Raw genomic sequence first — 20,464 nt, forward strand, 5'->3', positions numbered from 1 at the left:
TTCACCGCATCCAGCTCCCGATATTCTTAGCTTGCGCTTTTGCTCATGTGTATATAATCGTGACAGGATTCATGTATTGCTACAAGATTTTTCTGTTTCCAATTATCATGATTTCCATCTACATGGTGTAAATGTATTCTCTCTTCTCCTACGAATTTTAAGCCGCAGGATGCACATGAATGGTGTTGCTTTTTGAGCAGTTTAGAGATAGTTCCGTCATAGAGTTTGCTTTTACGTTCGCTCCAGTAGACTATATCCCCGTCATAAGGTGATTTATTGCCTTTGACATTGATATGTTTATTTTCGGAATAGGGAACTGTAGGAAACGCTTTTTCCAGTAATTTCTTACAAGTGTATCGGTTCTGTTTAGTTTCCTTATTGAATACCGTAAATGTTCTTCTGCGGATGGAGCTTATGGAACTTCTAGTCCCCGCCATCTGACAGTATCTATGGTAATTCAGCCATCCTCTAACCACAGGTGCTAGCTTTTGGGCTTTGACTGCGGCACCATAATTCGAGCCGTTGACAATTGCTTTTACCTTCTTACGGAATACTTTAAAATTGTCCACTGATGGAACGCATCTAAATTTTCCGTTGTTTTGCACTTTGAAGTGCCAACCGAGGAAGTCAAAGCCATCTGTCGTAGCGGTTACTCTAGTTTTACTCGCGCTAACATTCATTCCTCTCGCTGTTAGGAATTCTTGGATTTTGTCTAGGATTACTTTTTCATCGTCTTCGGGGCGAAGGATGATTACCAGTAGAGTCGCCCAGAGGAACCACCCCTCCAGGCGCTCGCAGAACCGGACGTGAACGTCTCCGCTCATCCGGCTCCTATTATCCAGCCGCCATATACAGCAATCCCCAGTGAGCAAACAGGTTCGGCTGTTTTCGCGCTATGCGTCTCAACCATTGTGCTGCCTGCCGCCGATGATTCCGTAGACGTTTGTATTTCCGCGTCGCCCACATGACTAGGCGACGTTCCAAGCATTTTAGGGTCGGGTATAGGGCTGACTTGTAGTAGCGACCATAGTAGTTAATCCAACCTCTAATGACTGGATTAAACATCCTGGCCAGGTCTTCTAACTTTTTATCGCTCCTTAATTGCCAGTCCCACTGGCGCGATGTCTTCCGAATCGCCTTAGCTGCCTGATTACTAATCGCTGGAGTAAAGTTGATGAAGTGTTTTCCCCATCGATTCTTTGACCTGCGAGGTCTAAATGTATACCCCAAAAAGTCAAAGCTGGTGAGGGGATATTCTTCCCGTCGGTCATCATCCTTGCAATAGACTATATTCGTCTTTTCTGGATGAAGTTCCAACCCAACTTCCTTCATGCGCTCATTTAGGTCTTGCTTCAGCTTTTGCGCCTGGGCTTCGCTCTTACAGTGACACACCGCATCATCCGCATACCGCTCAAATTGAATGTCCGGATTTTTCCGCTCCATCCACTTGTCGAATGCGTAATGCAAAAACAGATTCGCCAGCAATGGACTGGCAACTCCGCCTTGCGGTAGCCCTTTGTCTGGAAGTTGTTTGGTGCCATCTGGCATCTGAATCGGTGACTTTAGCCAGCGTTCGATGTACAGAATTACCCATTTCTCTTCCGTATGTACGCGCACCGCCCGCATCATCAGCTCATGGTCGATGTTATCGAAAAAGCCTTTGATGTCTAGCTCTAGCACCCAGTTGCTTTTCCAGCAACGTTTTCGCGCCATTCCCACCGCATCTAATGCCGATTTTCCCGGTCGATAGCCATATGAATCTGGATGGAAGTGTTTTTCCAATTCCGGTTCCAATAAATCTTTGGCTACCATCTGGGCTACCCGATCTGACACAGTCGGAATTCCCAATGGCCTCATCCTGCCGTCTCCTTTTGGTATTTCTACCCGTAGAACCGGGGATGGAAAGTAGCTGCCAGATGTCATCCGATTCCATAATTTGTAGAGGTTATCCGACAGATTCTCTTCAAACTTTTCGATCGTCTGTCCATCTACTCCAGCCGCTCCCTTGTTGGCTTTGACCCGTTTATATGCTTCCCAAACTTGGCGTTTGGTGATACTCAACGGCTTTGCTTGTTCCATTTGAATCCTCCCGATTTCCGGTTGTTCGATTTTTCCAAGCTGGACAATGCTTCCCCTTCGCTCCCATCCCATTACAGGATGTTCTTCGCTACTACGGGTCGCTCCGCCCCTGCCACCTGCATCGGTACTCTCACACTTATGGGGCTTCCACTTGTGTTTCTCCCTTATCATCAGGATGGCAGGTTCCCACGTTCCACATCAGAGCCTAGATCGAGTTCACGCCGTCTTCATGCCGGAGGCCATCTGGCCAGTAATCAGGTTGCTGCCAGACTAATCCCGAAGTAACGACTACCCCTCGGTTTTGACCTCATTCCTATGCTTTCGACACTTCATCAACGGTTCACTCGCGTTCGTCTCCTCGATCCTTACCTGACAGAGTCTTGCTCTGCCTTTTCCGTAACGCTCACCACCTCGGCTCTTTACCGATGCAGCTTACGGTGGTTTGAAGCCTCCACCTGAATGGCGGCTCCGAGGGGCCTTCCCTCATCTCTTATGCAGCATAGCTGCCAGGAGGACTTCGTCCTCCTATGCGCCTTCGTGGCACACTGTCATCCGCATAACGGATTGTTGGTTCTATCCATTTGCTCTTAGTGGGGTCTTTGTATCTGTGGATACTTTCGATCCCGTTGAGGGCGATGTTTGCCAACAGAGGACTCACTACTCCACCTTGTTGTGTTCCTTGTTCTGGAAATCCTGCATTCGTTCCAGCTTTCAGACATCTGAAGATGCCTAGCTTTAGCCCTGTAGGGGCGATTAGGTTGTCCATGATACAGGTGTGTGAGATTCTGTCAAAGCACTTTTCGATATCTAATTCGATTACTCGTTTATGGATACCATTAGCGTTTGAGCGTAGATTGAGGAACAGTTGTTTCTGGGCATCATGAGCCGAACGTCCCGTTCTAAAACCATAGCTTCTAGCGTGAAAAGTGGCTTCGTGTGCTGGTTCTAAGGCGTACTTTGCTAGGCATTGCCAAGCTCGGTCTGCAATGGTGGGTACTTTAAGCGTTCGGGTAGTTCCGTCCTTTTTAGGGATTGGAATGGAGCGAAGCTTATTGTGTGACCATGTGTTAACATTTGCTTTAAGATTTTGTTCTAAAGCGAAGCGTTCTTCAAATGAGAGGGACGCTTTTCCGTCAACGCCTGCCGTCTTTTTCCCAGCATTAAGCTGTGTAACCTGTCGTATTGCAAGAAATCTTGCAGCTTTGGATTTGAGAATTAGTTTCTGTAAAGACCGCGCTTTCCGCTTGTCCCCAACTCGAACTGCTTCGTACACGCGCTTCTGTAGGCGGAATAGCTCTTTACGGAATTTCTTCCATGGGAGATTCTTCCAAGATTCACTAGTTTTTAGACTGTGCCCAATCATTCTCTGCATTGCTTTGTGTAATCTGAATACCTTGCGGCAATTACGCCGCATCCTACCCGAATCTGAGGGATTAATCCGCTCGTCTGGTCTACCGTCAAGGCGACCCCTGACAGACCTCAAATTCGTTTTTATTCGTTCCCCTCGATAGATAGTTAATCCGGTTAGGTGGTGCCATTTCAACTGTCAGAACCCCATACTCTTGCCACTAACCATTCCATATTGTGGCGGGATACTAATCTCTGACCATCTCGGACTTATGGATTGCGTCCGTATTGCGCTAAGTTGCTTTTCTAGGCATCTGTTTCACCATTTGGATTTCCCTATTAGCACCAGTGTCCCCTGCAATTGAGGTCTGATTGTGCTCTGTTCCCCGCTTCAGTCTCTAGAATTCCGAGTCTAGTCGCTGGGGGCAGTTAAGGATTCACATCTGAGTTTGATGGGAGGGACTTACACCCTCATACATCAAGGAGTTCAACTGGACTATTATGTCTAGTTGGAGTTAGTATTTACGGACTGGGTACCGTGATTCCTAACTCAACGAATCGCACGAAACGCTCGCATTTGACCCCGTAAAGTACGAATCAGCGAGGTTTCGCCCTGCTTTTTACCCAGCCAATAGTTGATATTAGTAGACAAGAGTTCGGGAGATAACGATCGCATCCGATCGTAATATGGCTTGGGAACCTGGATGCGACTTGCCATTTGTGCGTGAGCATAGTCTGTCGCTGGCATCTCTTCAATGCCATTATTGGTTTCGAGGTGAAAGTTGCCATTACCAAGCATACTCAAGCTAGAAGTTAGAGCGTGGAAGTCGCGCTTAGTCTCTTGTTGGGCGGTGAGTTCTTCGGCGAGTTGGACTAGAGTTAGACCAGTTTTCATGATATTGCCTCAAAAATAGTTATGGATACGACAAAGCCGCCAAACTCAGATAGATTTGACGGCAGAATAGATGAACTTTCAAATAGCTGCGGCTATGCCGCGTCCCGACGCAAGTGAATTAGATGGGTCGATACTCCACAGCTATGATCGCTCTTGGTGAAAGCATCAGCGGGATTGTCATAACGACTGGCATCGAGATCGTCGAGCCAATCCGAGAAATTCCGACGCTGTAGGCTACGGCTGGATCGATATCCATTGGGTAATACCGAAACAAGTTCGCCGCCAGGAGCCAGCCAGCCATAGGCAGCTCGAACGTGGTCGATATAAGCATCATTAGAAAATGGCGGATTCATCAGTACACGATCGTAGATCGGTCGTGGAGTGGCGAACAGAAAATCGCGATCTAACGGCTGAAAATCAAGCAGAGTAAGTGCTTGGTGTAGATCTGAGTTAATCTCGAAGCACTCCACCACCGCCCCTAACTTGCGAACGGCAAGACAGAGATCGCCAGCTCCAGCACTGGGATCGAGTACTCGGTGAGTGGTTTCTATTCGCGCAAGCTGTAGCATCCGATCGATTATTTCTGGCGGAGTGGGGAAGAAGTCGGGCACTTTGGTGTAAATCGCGCGACGACGCAGCTCGTTCGCCTTTTCCACAGACCTGTCGATTTCAGGTGCGGGATTGCTAGAACATAATTTTCCCAACAGTTCCACAGCCACAATCGCTTCATCCTTCGATCTAATGCCAAACTGTACGAGTCGCTCGACGATCGAATAACCGTAGGTAAAGGAGTCCTGGAGATACTTAGAATCTTCTTCGTGCCAGCGGCAAAGGGTAGCGAGATCGGCTAATTGCTTGCGGTTATCAATTTTCGCAAACTGAGGAGGACATGTGCCAGTACGATGTGACTGGGCGAGTCCTTCGAGCAAGCGTTGGATGAGTGCTAAATGCTCGCCTTCTTCACGCATTCCAGCGGCAATTCGCGAACGACGGGCGGTGATGTTTTGTTGCCCGATTGCGGGATGCAGTTTTGAGTCAATGGTTGTCTGCATTGTGGCTGCTAATTTATCCAATTTATCAGCCAGTTTGAGGCTGCGGCTCGATATTGGTTGAGGATGTAGATATCGGACTTCTGGGATGCGATCGCTCTGTGCATTTACGGGCTGCGGTGTAAATAGGTCTAGCTTGAGCTGGGCTGGGTTATCAATGGTTCTCATGAGGTTTGAGGATGATAGGTAGATAAAAAACAGCCCCAACCATCTAGTGATGGTTGGGGCCGATCGAGCAGGAGGACATTAAGCCGCAATTGGGGTCTTCGCAGCTTTCTTGCTTCGAGTGGTCGAGGTCTTGCGCTTGGACTTAGCCGGAGCTTCAGTAGGGGCGATAACTCGATTCTCCGAGGGAGAGGCTTCGCCAACGATAGGAGTTGCAACCTCGACAGGAGTTGCGACAGGCAAAGAGACGACGGCAATAATACTCGCGATCGCGATGCCAACAGTGCAAGCGTCACGACCGAGCCGAAACTTCCCACTAACGACGAGATTGGCTTTGGGCACAAATAGCCGCTGGTAGATTTCGCTCGCACCAGTACTAAACAGCACTTTGATATCGCCGTCGATGGCAGTACCAGTCAGCTTGTCACCATTAATTTCAGCGGTCAGAATAACGAGATTGGAAGTAGCAGAATTCATAAGTAGTCTCCAAAGGTAGGGTAAGTGGATATTGAAAAGCTAGTAAGCAACAGCAAGGTCGCATACTTGCAAATCCGAGACAGCAACAACAGGCTTAGAGGGCGCGGTCGAACCATCGGGGAGTGGTTCAAAAGTCAGATCGCCAGTGACGGAGATCGTGTCGCCTTTGCGGATGGTTTGGGCAGCATTGACTAAGGCATTGCTAAATCTGATCGCAAACCAATCTTTTCCGTCATTAGTTGTTACTGCTAGGGCAGCTTCGAGGCTCGAACTATCATCGGGTAAGCACTTAGGAGCGCGACCGACTAAACCGGAAATGTTAACTTGCATGAGCGGATTCCTCCAAAGGATGGGTGAGTTGAAGCAATAGTGCTTCAACTCGATTCGGCTTTGCCGATGGTTCTTACGGACACTCCAGCAGCACATCAGCTAGAGTGACAATCTTGCTCCGAATGGGGCAAACGCCATAGTAATCGGCGTTCGCAAGTACCCGTGATTGCAATGCTTGATGTCTCAGTTCTGTAATTTGGGTTAAAAAAGATAGCGACGATCTCAGTTGAGATCGTCGCCAAGTCAAGTTGAAATAAAGTCTAAGGTAGCTAAATCAACGATTGTCATCGAAGAATCATCGTCTGTGTAACTATCGATAACTTCGCGGATTGTTTTATAGGCATATTCTCCGTGTGAATCGGTAAGAGCGTTAAGTTTATTAAGCAGTTGTTTGGGCGAACAAACAATCTTGTTAACTAGGCGTTGGCGAGATTCGCGGTGATTGAGGCGTAGCACTAAATACGAACGCATATTTTTTATGGGGGTGAGTTAATCGGGTTGTAGAGTGGTGCGCTTGCGCGATTGATATCAGCCGCAGCAAAGAATCCCGATCCATACCGGATCGGCTGGCTACGCGATGGCAATTAAAGATCGATCTTTAATTGTTTAGACTTGCAATCAACACCAAATTGCTCTTTCAGCCAGCGATTGGCATTGATTAAAGACATAATAATTTGACTCCAAGCTTCTCGATCTAGATCGTTAATTTCATGCTCCTCGTAGTATTGGTTAAGCAGTTTGCCAGCATTAACTATCGATGTACCAGCATCGAAGGCGATGCCCTCCATCTTTTTGTTGACAGCAAACTTAGTAGCACTATTACTCCGTTTCCAGAAGATAGAGCACCAAATTCTTCGTCGAGCCTCCAATAGTTCGTAGGCGATCGTCATCTCTAGACCCGCCAAGATTAGCAATTGATTATTTTGATATTCTGGAAATTTCTTTAAATACTGTAAACTCGAACCAACTCCGGCTGTGGATGAATACATGATTACCTCTATTAATAAAAATACCTGCGAACTCCTCCAGAGTTCGCAGGTAAGATCGATGAGACAGATGGTTAGAACGGGATGTTGTCATCCTCACTATCATCGACAGTAAGGGTTTGGACGACTGGCTCGATCGCCGGAGCGATCTGGGCGATGGGCTTGGCAGCGGCGAAAACTGCTGGCTCGACGGGGATATCAAGCAATTGGAGGACGCGATTTGCCAGTTCGTCATTGCGACCGAGAAAGAAGCTCTCCCAGTTATCGAGCGTGGGCTTGGAATGACTGGCAACCTTACAAGCAGGTGCTTTATTACTGTTATTACCAGCTAGCTCGCGCGTGACCTCAAACTCAAACACGCACAGGGCGTTAAATTCGAGGTTCTTGGGACGCGCGGAAATACCATTGGCTTGAGCGTGGCACATAGTTATCTCTAGGAGAAACTGCTGGTAGTGGAACGAGAAAGTGGCTTGGGTAGCACCTTTGGCGATGTACTGCAAGGGGATTTCATGCAGGGGATTATTGTCGCAATCGAGCAATAGCACTTCAAAGATCTGGATATTAGTAACACCAGCTTGTCCTTTAAACTCACCGTACTTTCCAAGCAACTCCAGCTCGGAGTTACCGTTTTCACCTTTGACAGTTCGCGCCGCCATTAATCCAGATTTAGGGACTACTAGCATCCGAGGCTGGCGGAGGATCGAGCCTTGCTCTACCGCCCCGCTAGAGAAGGTATAGGTATCCAACGTCTCAGGCACATTAACCCAGCTTGCTTTAGCCATCTGGTCGAGGCTGACAAAGAAACCGCACTCGACGGGATTCTCGCCGCGCAAGCTTTGGATGTATGGTAGCTTGGCATTGGGATTGCAATATTCGGGTGAGGCAAAGCGATCGCGGACGGGCTGAGAAGAATTAGTCATGATAAAAACTCCTAAAGATATCGTGTCGGGTGACCCGACACGAAATGAATCGGTCAAATGGATGCGGCTCTGCCGAAAACATAAAAATAGCTCGCAGATCGAGGGATCTACGAACTGATAAGGGTCGATAGATTAAGCAAAGAACTCGAAATATATTTCGAGTATTGCTTCAATGACTGAAAATTGGCGAGATTCAAACTCACTGGAACGCAAACAAATGAAGTAGCGGTAGGCAGAAGTTAAACGATCGAACATATTGGTTTCTCCTGGAAGTCTAAAGATCGAGCTACTTAACGCTCATCTAAATTCGGCTTTGCCGATGACTTTCTCTGGATTTATCGTTTCAACCTGCTCTTTTTACAGTTGCTAGTGCTAAAAGAAAAAGCTGGCAGTTCCAAGTAATTACCTGGAACTGCCAAAGAACTAGAAGTATTCGGGGACGAGCGATCGAGCAGCTACGATCTCATCGGGGATTCGATCCAAGTAGTCGGGATGAATTAAATGCAGTGCCAACCAATAAGGATTGGGAGATTGCATACCAACTAGCCGTTCGCAATAATAGACATCGGCATCACGGCGCAGATACCCGATGCGTAAGTCTTGATGGCAGACTTCGACCGCAATCTCACCGTCTTTTGCTACTGGTGCATCATCAAACACATCGAGCCAATTCAATGATAAGTGGATACGATCGCAAACCCACTCAGGTTCTAAACTTTGTAGATCGGGCAGCGGTAAAGGTTGGAAATAGCGGTGGGAAAAATTGCGAACGGCATCGTGGCACTCGGCGGTACTAAGATGATGACCACGTACTACTTTATTTAGGCTGTTACCACAAGAGAAGCGATCGCGATCTAAATGACGTGCCATCGGACAATCTAGGCAATTTGAGGGTAGTGCTGTCATGTTTTAATAGTTACGATCGATTAGTTGAAAGTATTGTTGAGAAACAACCGAGAGTTTGCACACCCTCAGTTATTTTTTTGTGATGAGAAATGGATAACTAGCAATTAATATTGGGGATCGGAGTGATAATAATCTTGGCGATCGTTATGAGATGACTCGCAAATTTCGAGTATTAATTCTTCCAAGAATTGCAAGTATTCTGTCGATTCGAGCGGCTGTTCGGTGGTTAAATCGGCTTCGATGTGCATGATGGTTATAAATAAATGAACGAGGTAGCACAAGTGAAATTGTGCTACCTCGTTTAGATGCGGCTATGCCGCCCAATAAATTAGTTAACTCCTCGTCCGAGAAGCTCGAATTAGCAAAATGGGAACTCAGAAGATCGTCTTAGAGTAAAGTGATAATTTTATCGTCAGTATCGTCAGCAGAGCGTGATTCTCCACCAAAAACTAGTCAGGGCAACGCTCTTGGGGCTGACGATAATGCTGACGATATTTTAATGGCTGACGATATTGACGGTAAGGCTGACGATATTTTCAATGGCTGACGATCGGACTAAAGATATCGTCAGCCATCGAACGACATAACAGCAGTGGGTTTCAAGGTTGGCTGACGATACTGACGATAAAAATTCCCGCTTGACCTGTTCTAGTAATCGTCCGCGCTGATTTAAAATTGGGGATTTAGTCAGGTAAGCGGCAAAAGTGCCAACCTCAAGCAGCAACAAGCTGGATCGAGTTTGTTGCGGGTTGAGACTGGCGATCGAAGATCTATTTATTAGTAAAATGTCACATCGAGCGAGCGATATTTTCGGTTGGCGATCGGTCTACTACGATAGAAGTCTTTGCTTTATTAACGGGTACGATTACAGTAGGTTCTCGCTCTGTCGATCTAGAGGGAGTTTCAGTTACTTCTTGTTCGGGCACAGGAATTTCTACAACCCAATGAGAAAAATCATCCGGTGCGCGATCTCCATCGGGGTAGACTTCATTGAGCAATACTCCCAAGCTCTTGATTTCTACCATCTTTGCAATGTCGCCAGCCGACTCGGAAGCTTGATAGAGCTGCCGCAGTTCTCCTGCTGTCGGATAATAGCGTCGCTCTGATGAAGGAGCTGGATCGATCTGCTCCAGTGGTGGAGATTGTTGTGATAGTGGCATGATTTCGCCACGATCGATCCTAGCAATGGGGTGATGGTCGATAAGATGTTGGACTTGAATTTCTAGAATTTTCTCATTCGAGCCACGCCATAGAGTGCCCCTCAGTAAGTTGCTTCCATCTTTGAGCTTGGCTTTGGACTCTTTATTGATTAACTCTCGCCCCAGTACTCCGATCGGTATCCGTCGTTCCCCAGAACCAATATAATCGACTGAAATCTCCTTACCCCGACGCTCGAATGCGAACTTTCCTGCGAAGTCTTCAATCTGAGTGTTGCTAATAGCAGGGGCAGGATTGACAACAAATTCTCCTAGCTCGGTGCGGATGTGAATTTTTGGATCGAGAGGTCGCGATATTTTAGCGGCTACCACCGTGCCAGGGGTAAGCAGCGGTGAATCACCGTAAGTACTCAAGCCCAGGTCGATCGTGCTGCCATCTGGTGCGATCGCGCCAACGTGCAGATCGCGCTCGAACCTAATTGCTAGTTCCGCTCCATCTCGTAACTCTAGCGCGGCTGCCGTAGGACGATTGAGCGCGATCGGCGGTACTTTATCCAGGTGTTGGCTAATTTCGTTAGCAAAGATTTTGGCAGCCATGCCCATCCCTGCGCTGGAATGCCATGCAGCGGACGCATACTGCATCCGTTTGTCGTTGGGAATCGAGCTTTCTAGTTCGGTGAGTACTTTATCTGCACTGGCAAATACCGCATCGACATCGTTTTCTAGAGCGTAGGGCGGATGAAAATCTAGCGTCGATTTTGATATTGAGAATTTTTTTGCACTGCCGATTTGTGCAATTGGAAATTTATCTAGTTGATTGACTCTGGCTGACTCTGGCGATACTTCACCAACTAAGACTTTCTCTGACTCATCAGTAACTAAATAAACACCATAATATTCACGATCGTCATTTTCCCGTTCGCGTAGCGTTCCCTTTGGGAAATCGCGATAAATCTCAAACCTTGCATTGCTCTCACCATCGCCTAAATCCCAGATTGGTGAATCACCTGCAACATCTGCATCGCATAGTCCTTGAACTACAAGGCTCTTACCGCTACTAGATACGATCGTCAAAGTCGGCTGCTGGTCTTGGGGTAACTCCCGATACAATCGTTCTTTAATCTCGCCGATCGCCTTAGTACAATTACGATATCGACGGGCGAACTCATCTACAATTGCTTTGTGAGCGTCATTATGGGTAATCGGCACCAGCGAACGAAACCGCTTATTCAAATCTTCTGACTCGATCTCCTGTAATTCATGCTGCTGACCACCATTGTAAAATCGGTTTGCCGTTTCCACCGCCCACCCGATCGGTTCTTGAGTATTAGTTGGGAGGTCGCGGCGGAGATAGATATCAGGCTTTTTGACATTCTGGCGAAGTTGGTGAGACTTGTACTGAAGGCGTTCGCCAAATTCATGAATCGTCTCATCAATGCCGACGCTGCTTTTGGCTGTATCGACAGCAGTTTGCAGATTTTTGGCAACTGCACTGTCACAATAGCTTTTGAGAAGCCGATTGACATTACCTAAATTCAGCTCGGCAAACGCCAATCGCTCTGCTACTGGTAATCGATCTAGCTGTTTACTCGCTTGGACGATATTCTCGATCTTCTCGGCTAGCTGCATCGGTGGCAACCCATGATCGATTAAATACTCATCGTTGGGAATCACCTCGATCGGAATCTCACTGTACGCTGTCCCGATTTGCTTGAGTAAACCGATCTTCCGCTCCGGTTCGATATAAACTGTCTCGGATGCGAGAGATTGCAAGATTATCGACTGATTGGCAACTTTTCCAGTCGGGTTGTTAGCGGTAATGTCCCAAGCTCGCCAAATAGCTTGAGTTAGTGACTCGCCCTCATGCCAAGGATGGTCGGCTTTTTTAGCTTTGGCAATCGGTAACGGCTTGAGATCGGGCGCATTAGCCTGGGTAAATTCTTTGACTGCCAGCGGGAACTTACCGCGTTCTAAATCTCGCTGAAGGATTATTTGAGCAAGAACTTCTCTACCTGCTTCATACCGCTCGCCACCTGTAATGGGTAAATTGCCTAACTGCTCGCGGAGTTGGTGGGGGAGATTATCATTTGCTAGATAACCGACGAAGAAACCATTCCGATCGCCATCGAAATCGGTAATGGCGATATGTTTTGCTGTCCAGGGATTCAGATAGACTACGCCCTGCTTGGCGAACGCTTCACGGTCGCGCTCGTGCAATACTTCTAAGTTATTAATCGCAATTGCCGCCGCACCGATATTCGGAAATGGCGATCGATAGTACGCAATGATCGCGCCGTGGGGTAAGTCGCGATTGCAGATCTCCCAAGGTTCCAGCTTGCTATGGTGCTGGGCGATCGCAGCGGGGACGACGATCCCACTAGTGGCTATATCCAACCTGTCGCGTCTGAGCGATTTGTTAAGCTGGCGACCTATATTTGGCAGTTGGGTAAGCTGCCCGTACTTATCGGCTTTAAGCAGTGCGGCAAGTGTCGATCGATTGTTACGCGGTTCGTCATCATCCACACCATCGATTCCTTCGGGCGTATCGATAACTAGCTCGCGCTCGTGCCTTGCTTCTTCTTTGGCTACAAATTTAGCTGCCACTTGCCAGTTATCGATCGCTACATCGGCTAGCTCTGCGGCTTTGGCTGCCATCATCGGATTGAGTTCGTTCAGGGTTGCATCTGGAATCGTACCCTTGACTTGGGCACCTACCGATTGATTGGAATATTCGGCTTTAATCTTCCGGTTGACCCATAAAAAACTCTCTAATTCTAAGATCCCTGGTTGCTTGAGTCTGCCGTCATCGCCTTTGATATCGTTGGTTGAGACGATCGCATCTACTCCCAGCCGTTCGCACCAGGAGCTAGTAGCTACCGTCCCTTTGGCAATTCCAGGTAAATCCGGTGTGGCGGCACGAAATTGTAAGACCGCACTCCGAGCGAGTCTATCGATCTTTTTCTCGATCGCTTGAGCGGTTTGGAGATCGACAGAATAGTTAGAGATTCTGCCCGTATGCTTATATTCTTCGAGTAGCTTTCCGGCTAATTCTGAATCGTAACTCTCACCGAATGCTGTATCGATCCACTCGCCTAAGTTGCCTAACTCATCATCAACAACATCTTCACTCTGTTCAATAGTCCGGACAGATTTATGGAGCTAGAGAGCCATAGTGGAGAAGACTATCGTAGTTAGGATGGGATTTAATCAAAGTCGGGTCAAGTTCTAACATGGAAATAAACCGCTCAAGTAGATGTCCATTGAGAGCTAGCCGCTTGTAAGTTGCCATTGAAAAAGATTGCGGCTGTGAATCTTCCCCAGTATCCGACTGAGTTTTTTGCTGTTCAAGCTTGGCAATATTGAGAGCTGCCAAGGATGCATTGAAATGAAAATCCAGGGATTGTTGGTGGCGGGATTGACAGTCGCAAAGCCCAGTAAATTGTTTGGCATCACGAAAGATGAATTCGATTTGAAACCGAGATTTGTAGTACTCGTACAGACTGATGGGATTAATCATCGTGTCGGTAGAAAAGAGCAAAGCTACTCGCTGCTTCTCGGGATGACGTTGGTCAACCAAGTAAACGATGCGAATTTTACGTTTAAGTGAAACATGCCAAACCACTTGGCTATACAATTTAGTGCCATTAGCTAACTCACCACCGAATTCCAGTCGGGACAAATCACTCAAATTCACCTTGCCATCATACTTACGCGGCGCACCTTTGGGCTTTTGCTTGCCAGTGTAGCAGTATCGTAGATCCGCATCAATCCGCAATTTGCTAATCAAATGAAGGTCTAGCTCAATCACCCCATCAACAACAGATTTCTTACTGTAAAAGCTGTCTGCGGTTAAATATTTTACTACCGCAGGCAAATGGGAGCGAGCTATTTTCAGTTGTTTCAGATAGCCTTTGACTCGCTCAGAAATCACTGGTTCTGTTTTCGCTTTCGATTTAGATTTAGATTTCGACTTCGATTTCGACTTCGATTTCGACTTCGATTTACGCTTCTTCTTCGCCGTTGGTTTCGCGTCGGGGATGGGTTGACGCTCGGTTTTTGCAGTTTGTTGTACTGAGAGAGTGTAACCTTGATGGGCTAATACATCCACCACTGCAATCACCGAAATTTCTAACCCTTTTTGAGACTTGCTGATACTACCGTTATAGAAATTATCTACTCCCCATGTCTGTTTTCCACTCTTGCTGATAAATGAGCAATCAATCGCTGCGATCTGCTCTCGATTTGGTTCAATTGCTGCTGCAATTGTCTGCGCGTGGAAGGGAATGAAATCGAATGTTTTTTTGTACTGACGACGGTATGTTCGTTCGCTATACTGCCCATAACGACTGAGATTAGTAAAGTTTGCCTTGCCGCATACCACAAACAACGTCACAAATATACTGGCTAAGAACTGGCGTTGCGGTTTGCTAAATTACCCACTTTGGCAAGTAGGTTCTGTACAATATCCATAGGGCAATTCATCTGGTACTTGGGTTCTACTTGTACTTTAAGCGATGAATTGCTTTTTTTGGATCGATCGATCATTTTTCTTTTCAAAAGGTGTCCGGACTATTGTCTGTTGTAAGCCGCGATCTATTGCAAGTAGCACTTCCTTATCTAACAACAGTCCGCGTAAGAGTTTGGTCGATGCCAACATCGTACCGTCACCCATCTTGTCATAAAGGTGGGCTAATTCTTTGGCTGGAATTTTGCGTCCATTGAGGTCTAGGAGTGGAGTAGAACCACTAGATCTTTGCTCGTCATCGATAATTAATATCCTTGTGTTGCCCGATTTTGTCTGAGCCGCAGCTTTCCCATCGCTAACGACGAGCGAACCATAGGCGACGGCATTATGGGCACTGCGCTTGCCATCTGCGTAGATCGGTTGGATATCGCGGCTTTTGTCCCCTTTGGCAATCAGCTCGGCAGTCGATTTGTCTGTGAAGTATCCAGATTTGCCACTGGTGCAGATGAGATATTTCCCTTGAGCTTCTAATCGAATCCGATCTGAGTCATTTACTCCTTTATAGAAGTTAGCGACATACAAACTCTGCGATTCGATCCGATGAGTTTGGAGCCACTTTTCTAAGTAACAATTTTCTACCGATTTCACCCTTGGCGTTCGCTTGTCTTCTGGTGCAAAATTGGTGAGGTTTTTACCAGTTTTTAAGTCAAACTCTTGAAACTGGAGCATGAGGATAGTTCCTAGAACTCGATAATATCTTCTTCTACATCAGGTACGGTTTGAATGAATCTGGCAGGAAAACGAAGTGGTTCTCTTGGTTTGCTATTCCCTTTAGTGTAAGTGTAGTAGGTCTCAGGAATATCATCGATGTCGATGCCATCGGCAAGCATATCACCCAAATTGTCATAGTCTTCATGTCGATGCGATCGCTCGTATGCCCATCCTTCCATGTCAACTTCAGCCATTAGTTTCTCATCCTCAATATTTTGGGCTTCTTCTTCCTCGGTGTAGGTGCGCGGCGGCGGTGGGATGATATCGCCTTCTCTGTAGAAAATGTCTTCGATGGAATTTATTTTAACCACAATTTTACTCTGAATATAAGATTGCTGCTTTTAGGGTAGCAAACTTCTTCATGGTTTCATTTGCAGCGGAGCTAGCTGGTGACATTTTATTCAACATTTTTTGTAGTTCGCGATTGACTGCAAATCTAAAATAGCTACGCCTTGGTTGTGGGTGTAGAGGTAGATAGATTGAGAGAGACATTATCACCAGAGGGGATGGCGTGAAGTTGGAGCCGATTCGGTTGTGTGGGGATTGCTATGGGGATTGTTATGGGGAGTCGTCTTATCATCGGATTGAGTGGCAATTGAAAAGTGTCGATCGATGTCAACGACATCAGTTGCGTTTATTGCCAAAATGTTGTAATTGTCAGGCTAAGTTTCCGATGCCAGCATGTCAATTTTAATACAGCATGTTTGAAACTAACCATCATGGCATTGAGGGAAAATAGCTAATGGAGGCTTTTGCTGGGCTGGGATTTGAAAGACAGCATCGATCGAGCTAGACCTTACTATTAGCATTACTATTAGCAAAGCCAGCACCACGAAAGGAATGTCGATCGCGGTTATTGACTTTGCCGATCGGCAAAACAAGCGATTACGCGCTAGGCTCGGATAGCGATATTAAAAAAATCGGGACTAAACTAGCTAGTTTAGTCCCGATCGAGAGAGGTGATAATTATGGCTTTAAGGCTCCACTAACATCGGCGGCTCCAGTGACTTGATCGATTAATTCCATCGTGGGAACGTCACGTTCGAGGGCTTTCATTTCTTTGCGAATGTGGGCTTGGACAAGTTTGAGTGGCTTGGTATGAACTCGGTAACGCAAACATCCTTTAGGTTGGGGAATGCAGCTTACGATTTCGATTGCTTCTCGTTTGGTAAGATTTTTAGCAGATTTATGGTAGAACTTTTTGGCTGCGGATTCGATCCCATATACCCCATCTTCAAATTCGATGATGTTGACATAAATTTCGAGTGTTCTCTCTTTGCCCCAGATTTTTTCGACTGTTGGTGTTAGATACAATTCGCCAACTTTACGGAGAATTGCTGGTTCTTTCCACAGCAGCGCATTTTTTACAGCTTGTTGTGTGATTGTACTACCACCGCCAGTTTTATTCCGAAGAGCTTCTTTGATACCTTCGATGTCGAAGCCGTTATGGTGAGCGAACGAAGTATCTTCAGAACCAATCAGTGCGTGGTAGAGATGGAATGAAACTTTTTTGCCATCTATGTACGTTCGATCGAAAGAGCGAGATTTAAGAATCAGTGATTCTGCCTGAATGATCGTAATTGGTGGCAGTACATATTTGTAGACAACACAACATCCAATTTGAAGGGGGACGATCGCGAGAACGAACAGTGTGGCTTTCCTTTTCCATTGTTGCCAGATAGTCAAGCTTGTTGCGGTGGGTTTCAATTCTGAAGCTTTGTTCATAGTTCAACTTGCCTTAATTTTCAGAAAATTGACACAAGGATTATGTGAGTTGTCTCGATCGAGATAGAGACAACCCTATAAAATGGCTCAAGAATTAGTTACCCTGTTGATTTATCGATGGCTCTTTACACGATCGATTATTGAAATCTTTAACTCGATTCAAGCTTTATGTGAGTGAAATATAGATTCGATCGAGCGACTTGCCATGACTCTTCCGCCGAATGTTTACTACGCCAATATCTTTGGCACTGCGGACATGAGTACCGCCGCAGGGCATAATGATGTCACCGTAACGCCAGTAGGAAATGTCTTTGGTACTGGGGTCTGACTCCATGATGATGTCTTCACCTCGATCGATTAAATCGTTGGTTAGCTTAGTTACTTCTGGAATTAGATCGGGATTGAATTTGTTAGAGTAGTCTAAACGGGCACTCTCGTCATAGATGTAGCAACCCTTGAGATAAAGTTTTTCCTCCTGACCGTAAATGCGATCGAGTGCGTGTAGTACGAAGTGAGTTGCGCTATGGTATCGCATTAATAAATGGCGATACGACCAATCGATTTCTAGTCGAACTTTTTGTCCGATCTCAAAAGGCGCAGGTTGAGTCAGTTGATGGACGACTACCGTATCGACCTGTACGACGGGAACTTCGATATCTGGGCGATTGATGTAGATTAATTTCCCTGGTTGCTTTTGAACATCTTTTACCTCGACACCATCGATTGAGCCTCGATCTGCGACTTGCCCTCCCGATTCAGCATAGAATACCGTCTGGTCTAGTACTACTAAATCGTCTTGGACATGCAAGACGGTTGCTTCGCATGAGGTTTGATAGGGATCGTCGATGAATAACTTCTGTGTGGGAGGTAATTTTGATTGATTGTTTAAAGTGAATGTTGCCATTGTTGTTACCTTAGTTGAGCGGTTGACAATCTAAAAGGTTAGGAGTAGCTATTCGTTCTAAATCAATTCAGATATTTGGTAATATCACTCTTAGTTCTGATCCGGATGTTTTTGTACTTGTCGAAATTCTTTTTGAATATCTCTTGTAGCAATTTCTCGATTTCTTCTTTGTTTAATCCATCTATTTCCTCGATCGCTAATTCTTCAAATGTTGAAGTTAATGTCAAGCCAACAATAAGAATAAATGTTGCTGCGGTACCTCCTGCAATAGCTGGTGTAAAGATGAAATCTAAAACAAAAAAATCGGCAATGGTGGTTATCACTAATGCAGCTAAAGCCTGTGGAGAAAATGTTATTTTTTGCCAAAGTGCGCCCAGTCCTTTGAGCTTGTCAAATCCATATAAAGCAGCTATTCGATTCCAGAGTACTGTTTCAGCAGTTAAGGCTGCTGCTGTAGTTGTGAATGGGATAGGAACAAATCCTGAAGCAAAGCATGAAACTGCTGATGCGCTTATATAACTATAAGCTAAGATTTTTTTAGCTTTAACATCTACTACTTGTCGTGAAATAAAGGCATCACTCAAAAGCTTGGGTAATAGTTCAGAAGTTTTTGTCACCAATTCAGTTAAGCCAAACTGTTTTTGATTAAGTCCTTCTAAAGGAAAGGCAGCAACTTCAATAATATGATAGACTTTTTTTAAGTCAAAGGATTTAATTGCCTTTGTGATATTGTCAATTTCATTTCTGCGCGCACGATCGCATTGTGATAGAACAACAATCACAGGTATCCGCTGTTCGTAAAGCTTGTTGATTATTTCACATTCAAATGCTTCAACTCTTGCTGATGAGGCATTAATCACATACCAGGCTAAATGTATCTGCTCATTCACACCTTTTTCTAGTTGTTCGCTTACAAAATCAAATACTCCTTTTACAAAAATATTTTCTTTGTTTAACTCAAGACCACTAGAATCGAAAAGGTTGATTGGAATACCCTCTTCTATATTATTAGTATCGAGAGTATATTTTTCAAAATACTGTGTAACTGGCAACCCCGAACCTGTTTGTGCGACTTCTTCCCCGAAAATTACATTAATGAGGCTGCTTTTGCCAACACCTGTCTTACCAATCACTAAGATGTTGAGACTTGAGATGTTTTGTGAGAAATCGTCAATATTCTGCTCTAGATTATTCATGAGATTTGTTTTTGATTAAAAGGAGTTGAGAATTTTAATTGCATGGACTAATAAATAGTGGGGATTTAACTAGTGTTGAATTGACATTGGCGCGGCTCAATATTTTGCATTTTACCCTCATTATTTAGAGAACTTTATTTATTGCCTTTGACTCTAAGCGATTATTCCAATAAGTTGAGATAATCAAAGACTGAATCGTAAGCCATCGTCAGAATATGGATTGGTCTGTCTAATTGTTTCCCCCTTAGTTCTTCAACTATTTTGGATACGGCGGCGAGATTTGCTCCGCTAGAAAGTCCAACTAGTAGAGCTTCTTGCCTCGTCGCGGCAAGCATCATGGCTAGTGACTCTTCATAGGTAACGTCAATCATTCGATCGATAATCTCAAGGTTCAATACTTTCGGAATGATGCCAACGGCAAGTCCTTGAATTTGATGGAGTACAAACTTGTTTGCCAAAAGGTCACAGCCACGCGGCTGTACGCCAACAATTTGCGCTTTGGGGTATTCTTGTTTGAGAACTTCGCCGATTCCGGTAATATGACCGCCAGTGCCAATTCCACCCACAAAATAATCGATCGATACATCCCGAAAATCTCGTAATATTTCTTGGGCTGTGGTCTGGCGATGGATATCAGGATTGGCTGGGTTTTGACCTTGATTTAACATTACATAGTCATAATTTTCTAATTGAATCTCCATTGCTAATTCACCATGCGAGTTACCGCCACGGTTGCTATCTGACAGAACGATCTCGACCCCAAAGAGTTTCAATTTTTTCTGCTTATCTGGACTATAGTTGTCAGGAATTACCAACTTAACTTTATATCCACGACAAGCCGCGACTATTGCTATTCCTAACCCAGTATTTCCTCCCGTTGGTTCGAGAATGGTTTGCCATTCATTTGGGCTAAGAATGCCTTGCTTTTCAGCATCTAGTATCATGTTCATGGCAGCTCTAATTTTATGGCTGCCACCAGGATTAAAGGTTTCCATTTTCATGTAGACATGGACACCAGGGAAACCAAAGAATTTACTAATTTCGATAACTGGCGTGTTACCGACAAGTTCGAGCATCGATGGATAAATCATA

22 protein-coding genes and 2 pseudogenes are annotated in these 20,464 nt (G+C 45.6%); 1 reads left to right on the forward strand and 23 read right to left on the reverse strand.

The genetic code is table 11. From position 1 onward, the window contains the following. Positions 1 to 26 precede the first annotated feature (26 nt). The 15 genes and pseudogenes from CHA6605_RS06650 to CHA6605_RS06705 all read right to left on the reverse strand — a co-directional run. A pseudogene (locus CHA6605_RS06650) lies at positions 27 to 758 on the reverse strand (HNH endonuclease); the annotation flags it as partial. A gap of 76 nt (positions 759 to 834) precedes the next feature. Then, on the reverse strand, positions 835 to 2,250 hold the full coding sequence (gene ltrA / locus CHA6605_RS06655) for a group II intron reverse transcriptase/maturase (protein ID WP_015158729.1): 1,416 nt from the start codon (positions 2,248 to 2,250) through the stop codon (positions 835 to 837). Positions 2,251 to 2,620: 370 nt separating this feature from the next. Beyond that, a pseudogene (locus CHA6605_RS06660) lies at positions 2,621 to 3,442 on the reverse strand (reverse transcriptase N-terminal domain-containing protein); the annotation flags it as partial. A 534-nt stretch (positions 3,443 to 3,976) separates the two neighbouring features. Continuing rightward, positions 3,977 to 4,321: a hypothetical protein gene (locus CHA6605_RS06665; protein WP_041547704.1), complete on the reverse strand. Its 345-nt coding sequence runs from the start codon at positions 4,319 to 4,321 to the stop codon at positions 3,977 to 3,979. Between the two features lie 92 nt (positions 4,322 to 4,413). Continuing rightward, a complete protein-coding gene (locus CHA6605_RS06670) occupies positions 4,414 to 5,538 on the reverse strand; it encodes an SAM-dependent methyltransferase (RefSeq protein ID WP_015158730.1) in 1,125 nt (374 codons plus the stop codon). 78 nt (positions 5,539 to 5,616) lie between these two features. After that, positions 5,617 to 6,012 carry a hypothetical protein gene (locus CHA6605_RS06675; protein WP_015158731.1) on the reverse strand — a complete coding sequence of 132 codons (396 nt, stop codon included), beginning with the start codon at positions 6,010 to 6,012 and terminating at the stop codon, positions 5,617 to 5,619. A 39-nt stretch (positions 6,013 to 6,051) separates the two neighbouring features. Then, complete coding sequence (locus CHA6605_RS06680) at positions 6,052 to 6,342, reverse strand: single stranded DNA-binding domain-containing protein (RefSeq protein WP_015158732.1); 291 nt, start codon at positions 6,340 to 6,342, stop codon at positions 6,052 to 6,054. Positions 6,343 to 6,585: 243 nt separating this feature from the next. Beyond that, positions 6,586 to 6,813, reverse strand: a complete 228-nt coding sequence (locus CHA6605_RS06685) for a hypothetical protein (RefSeq protein WP_015158733.1) — start codon at positions 6,811 to 6,813, stop codon at positions 6,586 to 6,588. Between the two features lie 113 nt (positions 6,814 to 6,926). Continuing rightward, positions 6,927 to 7,331 (reverse strand): hypothetical protein, encoded by a 405-nt coding sequence (locus tag CHA6605_RS06690; protein ID WP_015158734.1) that lies wholly within the window; start codon positions 7,329 to 7,331, stop codon positions 6,927 to 6,929. 71 nt (positions 7,332 to 7,402) lie between these two features. Next, positions 7,403 to 8,248, reverse strand: coding sequence for a DUF5895 domain-containing protein (locus tag CHA6605_RS06695; protein WP_015158735.1), 846 nt, complete (start codon positions 8,246 to 8,248; stop codon positions 7,403 to 7,405). 132 nt (positions 8,249 to 8,380) lie between these two features. Further along, positions 8,381 to 8,503 (reverse strand): hypothetical protein, encoded by a 123-nt coding sequence (locus tag CHA6605_RS36095; RefSeq protein WP_015158736.1) that lies wholly within the window; start codon positions 8,501 to 8,503, stop codon positions 8,381 to 8,383. A gap of 168 nt (positions 8,504 to 8,671) precedes the next feature. Next, positions 8,672 to 9,154, reverse strand: a complete 483-nt coding sequence (locus tag CHA6605_RS06700) for a hypothetical protein (RefSeq protein ID WP_015158737.1) — start codon at positions 9,152 to 9,154, stop codon at positions 8,672 to 8,674. Positions 9,155 to 9,258: 104 nt separating this feature from the next. Next, positions 9,259 to 9,402 carry a hypothetical protein gene (locus CHA6605_RS34980; protein ID WP_015158738.1) on the reverse strand — a complete coding sequence of 48 codons (144 nt, stop codon included), beginning with the start codon at positions 9,400 to 9,402 and terminating at the stop codon, positions 9,259 to 9,261. 248 nt (positions 9,403 to 9,650) lie between these two features. Further along, complete coding sequence (locus tag CHA6605_RS33765) at positions 9,651 to 9,881, reverse strand: hypothetical protein (protein WP_157259884.1); 231 nt, start codon at positions 9,879 to 9,881, stop codon at positions 9,651 to 9,653. A 61-nt stretch (positions 9,882 to 9,942) separates the two neighbouring features. Further along, positions 9,943 to 12,969: a hypothetical protein gene (locus tag CHA6605_RS06705; RefSeq protein WP_015158739.1), complete on the reverse strand. Its 3,027-nt coding sequence runs from the start codon at positions 12,967 to 12,969 to the stop codon at positions 9,943 to 9,945. Positions 12,970 to 13,060: 91 nt separating this feature from the next. Here CHA6605_RS06705 and CHA6605_RS34985 point away from each other — a divergent pair, with 91 nt between their 5' ends. Continuing rightward, the gene (locus CHA6605_RS34985; RefSeq protein WP_198288446.1) at positions 13,061 to 13,285 is read left to right on the forward strand and encodes a hypothetical protein; all 225 of its coding nucleotides are present in this window, start codon (positions 13,061 to 13,063) and stop codon (positions 13,283 to 13,285) included. Between the two features lie 177 nt (positions 13,286 to 13,462). Here the strand turns inward: CHA6605_RS34985 and CHA6605_RS32620 are convergent, their stop codons facing one another. From CHA6605_RS32620 to CHA6605_RS06740, 8 genes are all read right to left on the reverse strand, one after another. Beyond that, the gene (locus CHA6605_RS32620; protein ID WP_232432265.1) at positions 13,463 to 14,518 is read right to left on the reverse strand and encodes a transposase; all 1,056 of its coding nucleotides are present in this window, start codon (positions 14,516 to 14,518) and stop codon (positions 13,463 to 13,465) included. A 300-nt stretch (positions 14,519 to 14,818) separates the two neighbouring features. Further along, positions 14,819 to 15,505, reverse strand: coding sequence for a hypothetical protein (locus CHA6605_RS06715; protein WP_015158740.1), 687 nt, complete (start codon positions 15,503 to 15,505; stop codon positions 14,819 to 14,821). Between the two features lie 11 nt (positions 15,506 to 15,516). Continuing rightward, a complete protein-coding gene (locus CHA6605_RS06720) occupies positions 15,517 to 15,858 on the reverse strand; it encodes a hypothetical protein (RefSeq protein WP_015158741.1) in 342 nt (113 codons plus the stop codon). A gap of 4 nt (positions 15,859 to 15,862) precedes the next feature. Continuing rightward, a complete protein-coding gene (locus CHA6605_RS33770; protein WP_015158742.1) occupies positions 15,863 to 16,039 on the reverse strand; it encodes a hypothetical protein in 177 nt (58 codons plus the stop codon). Between the two features lie 474 nt (positions 16,040 to 16,513). Then, the gene (locus CHA6605_RS31405; RefSeq protein ID WP_015158743.1) at positions 16,514 to 17,272 is read right to left on the reverse strand and encodes a transglycosylase domain-containing protein; all 759 of its coding nucleotides are present in this window, start codon (positions 17,270 to 17,272) and stop codon (positions 16,514 to 16,516) included. A 166-nt stretch (positions 17,273 to 17,438) separates the two neighbouring features. Continuing rightward, entirely contained in the window at positions 17,439 to 18,176 is a 738-nt protein-coding gene (locus tag CHA6605_RS06730; protein ID WP_015158744.1) for an alanine--tRNA ligase-related protein, read from the reverse strand. Positions 18,177 to 18,238: 62 nt separating this feature from the next. Further along, positions 18,239 to 19,372, reverse strand: coding sequence for a GTPase family protein (locus CHA6605_RS06735; RefSeq protein WP_015158745.1), 1,134 nt, complete (start codon positions 19,370 to 19,372; stop codon positions 18,239 to 18,241). Between the two features lie 161 nt (positions 19,373 to 19,533). Further along, positions 19,534 to 20,463, reverse strand: coding sequence for a PLP-dependent cysteine synthase family protein (locus tag CHA6605_RS06740; RefSeq protein ID WP_015158746.1), 930 nt, complete (start codon positions 20,461 to 20,463; stop codon positions 19,534 to 19,536). Between the last annotated feature and the right edge of the window lies 1 nt (position 20,464).

The sequence above is a fragment of the Chamaesiphon minutus PCC 6605 genome (genome assembly GCF_000317145.1).
Lineage (GTDB): Bacteria > Cyanobacteriota > Cyanobacteriia > Cyanobacteriales > Chamaesiphonaceae > Chamaesiphon > Chamaesiphon minutus.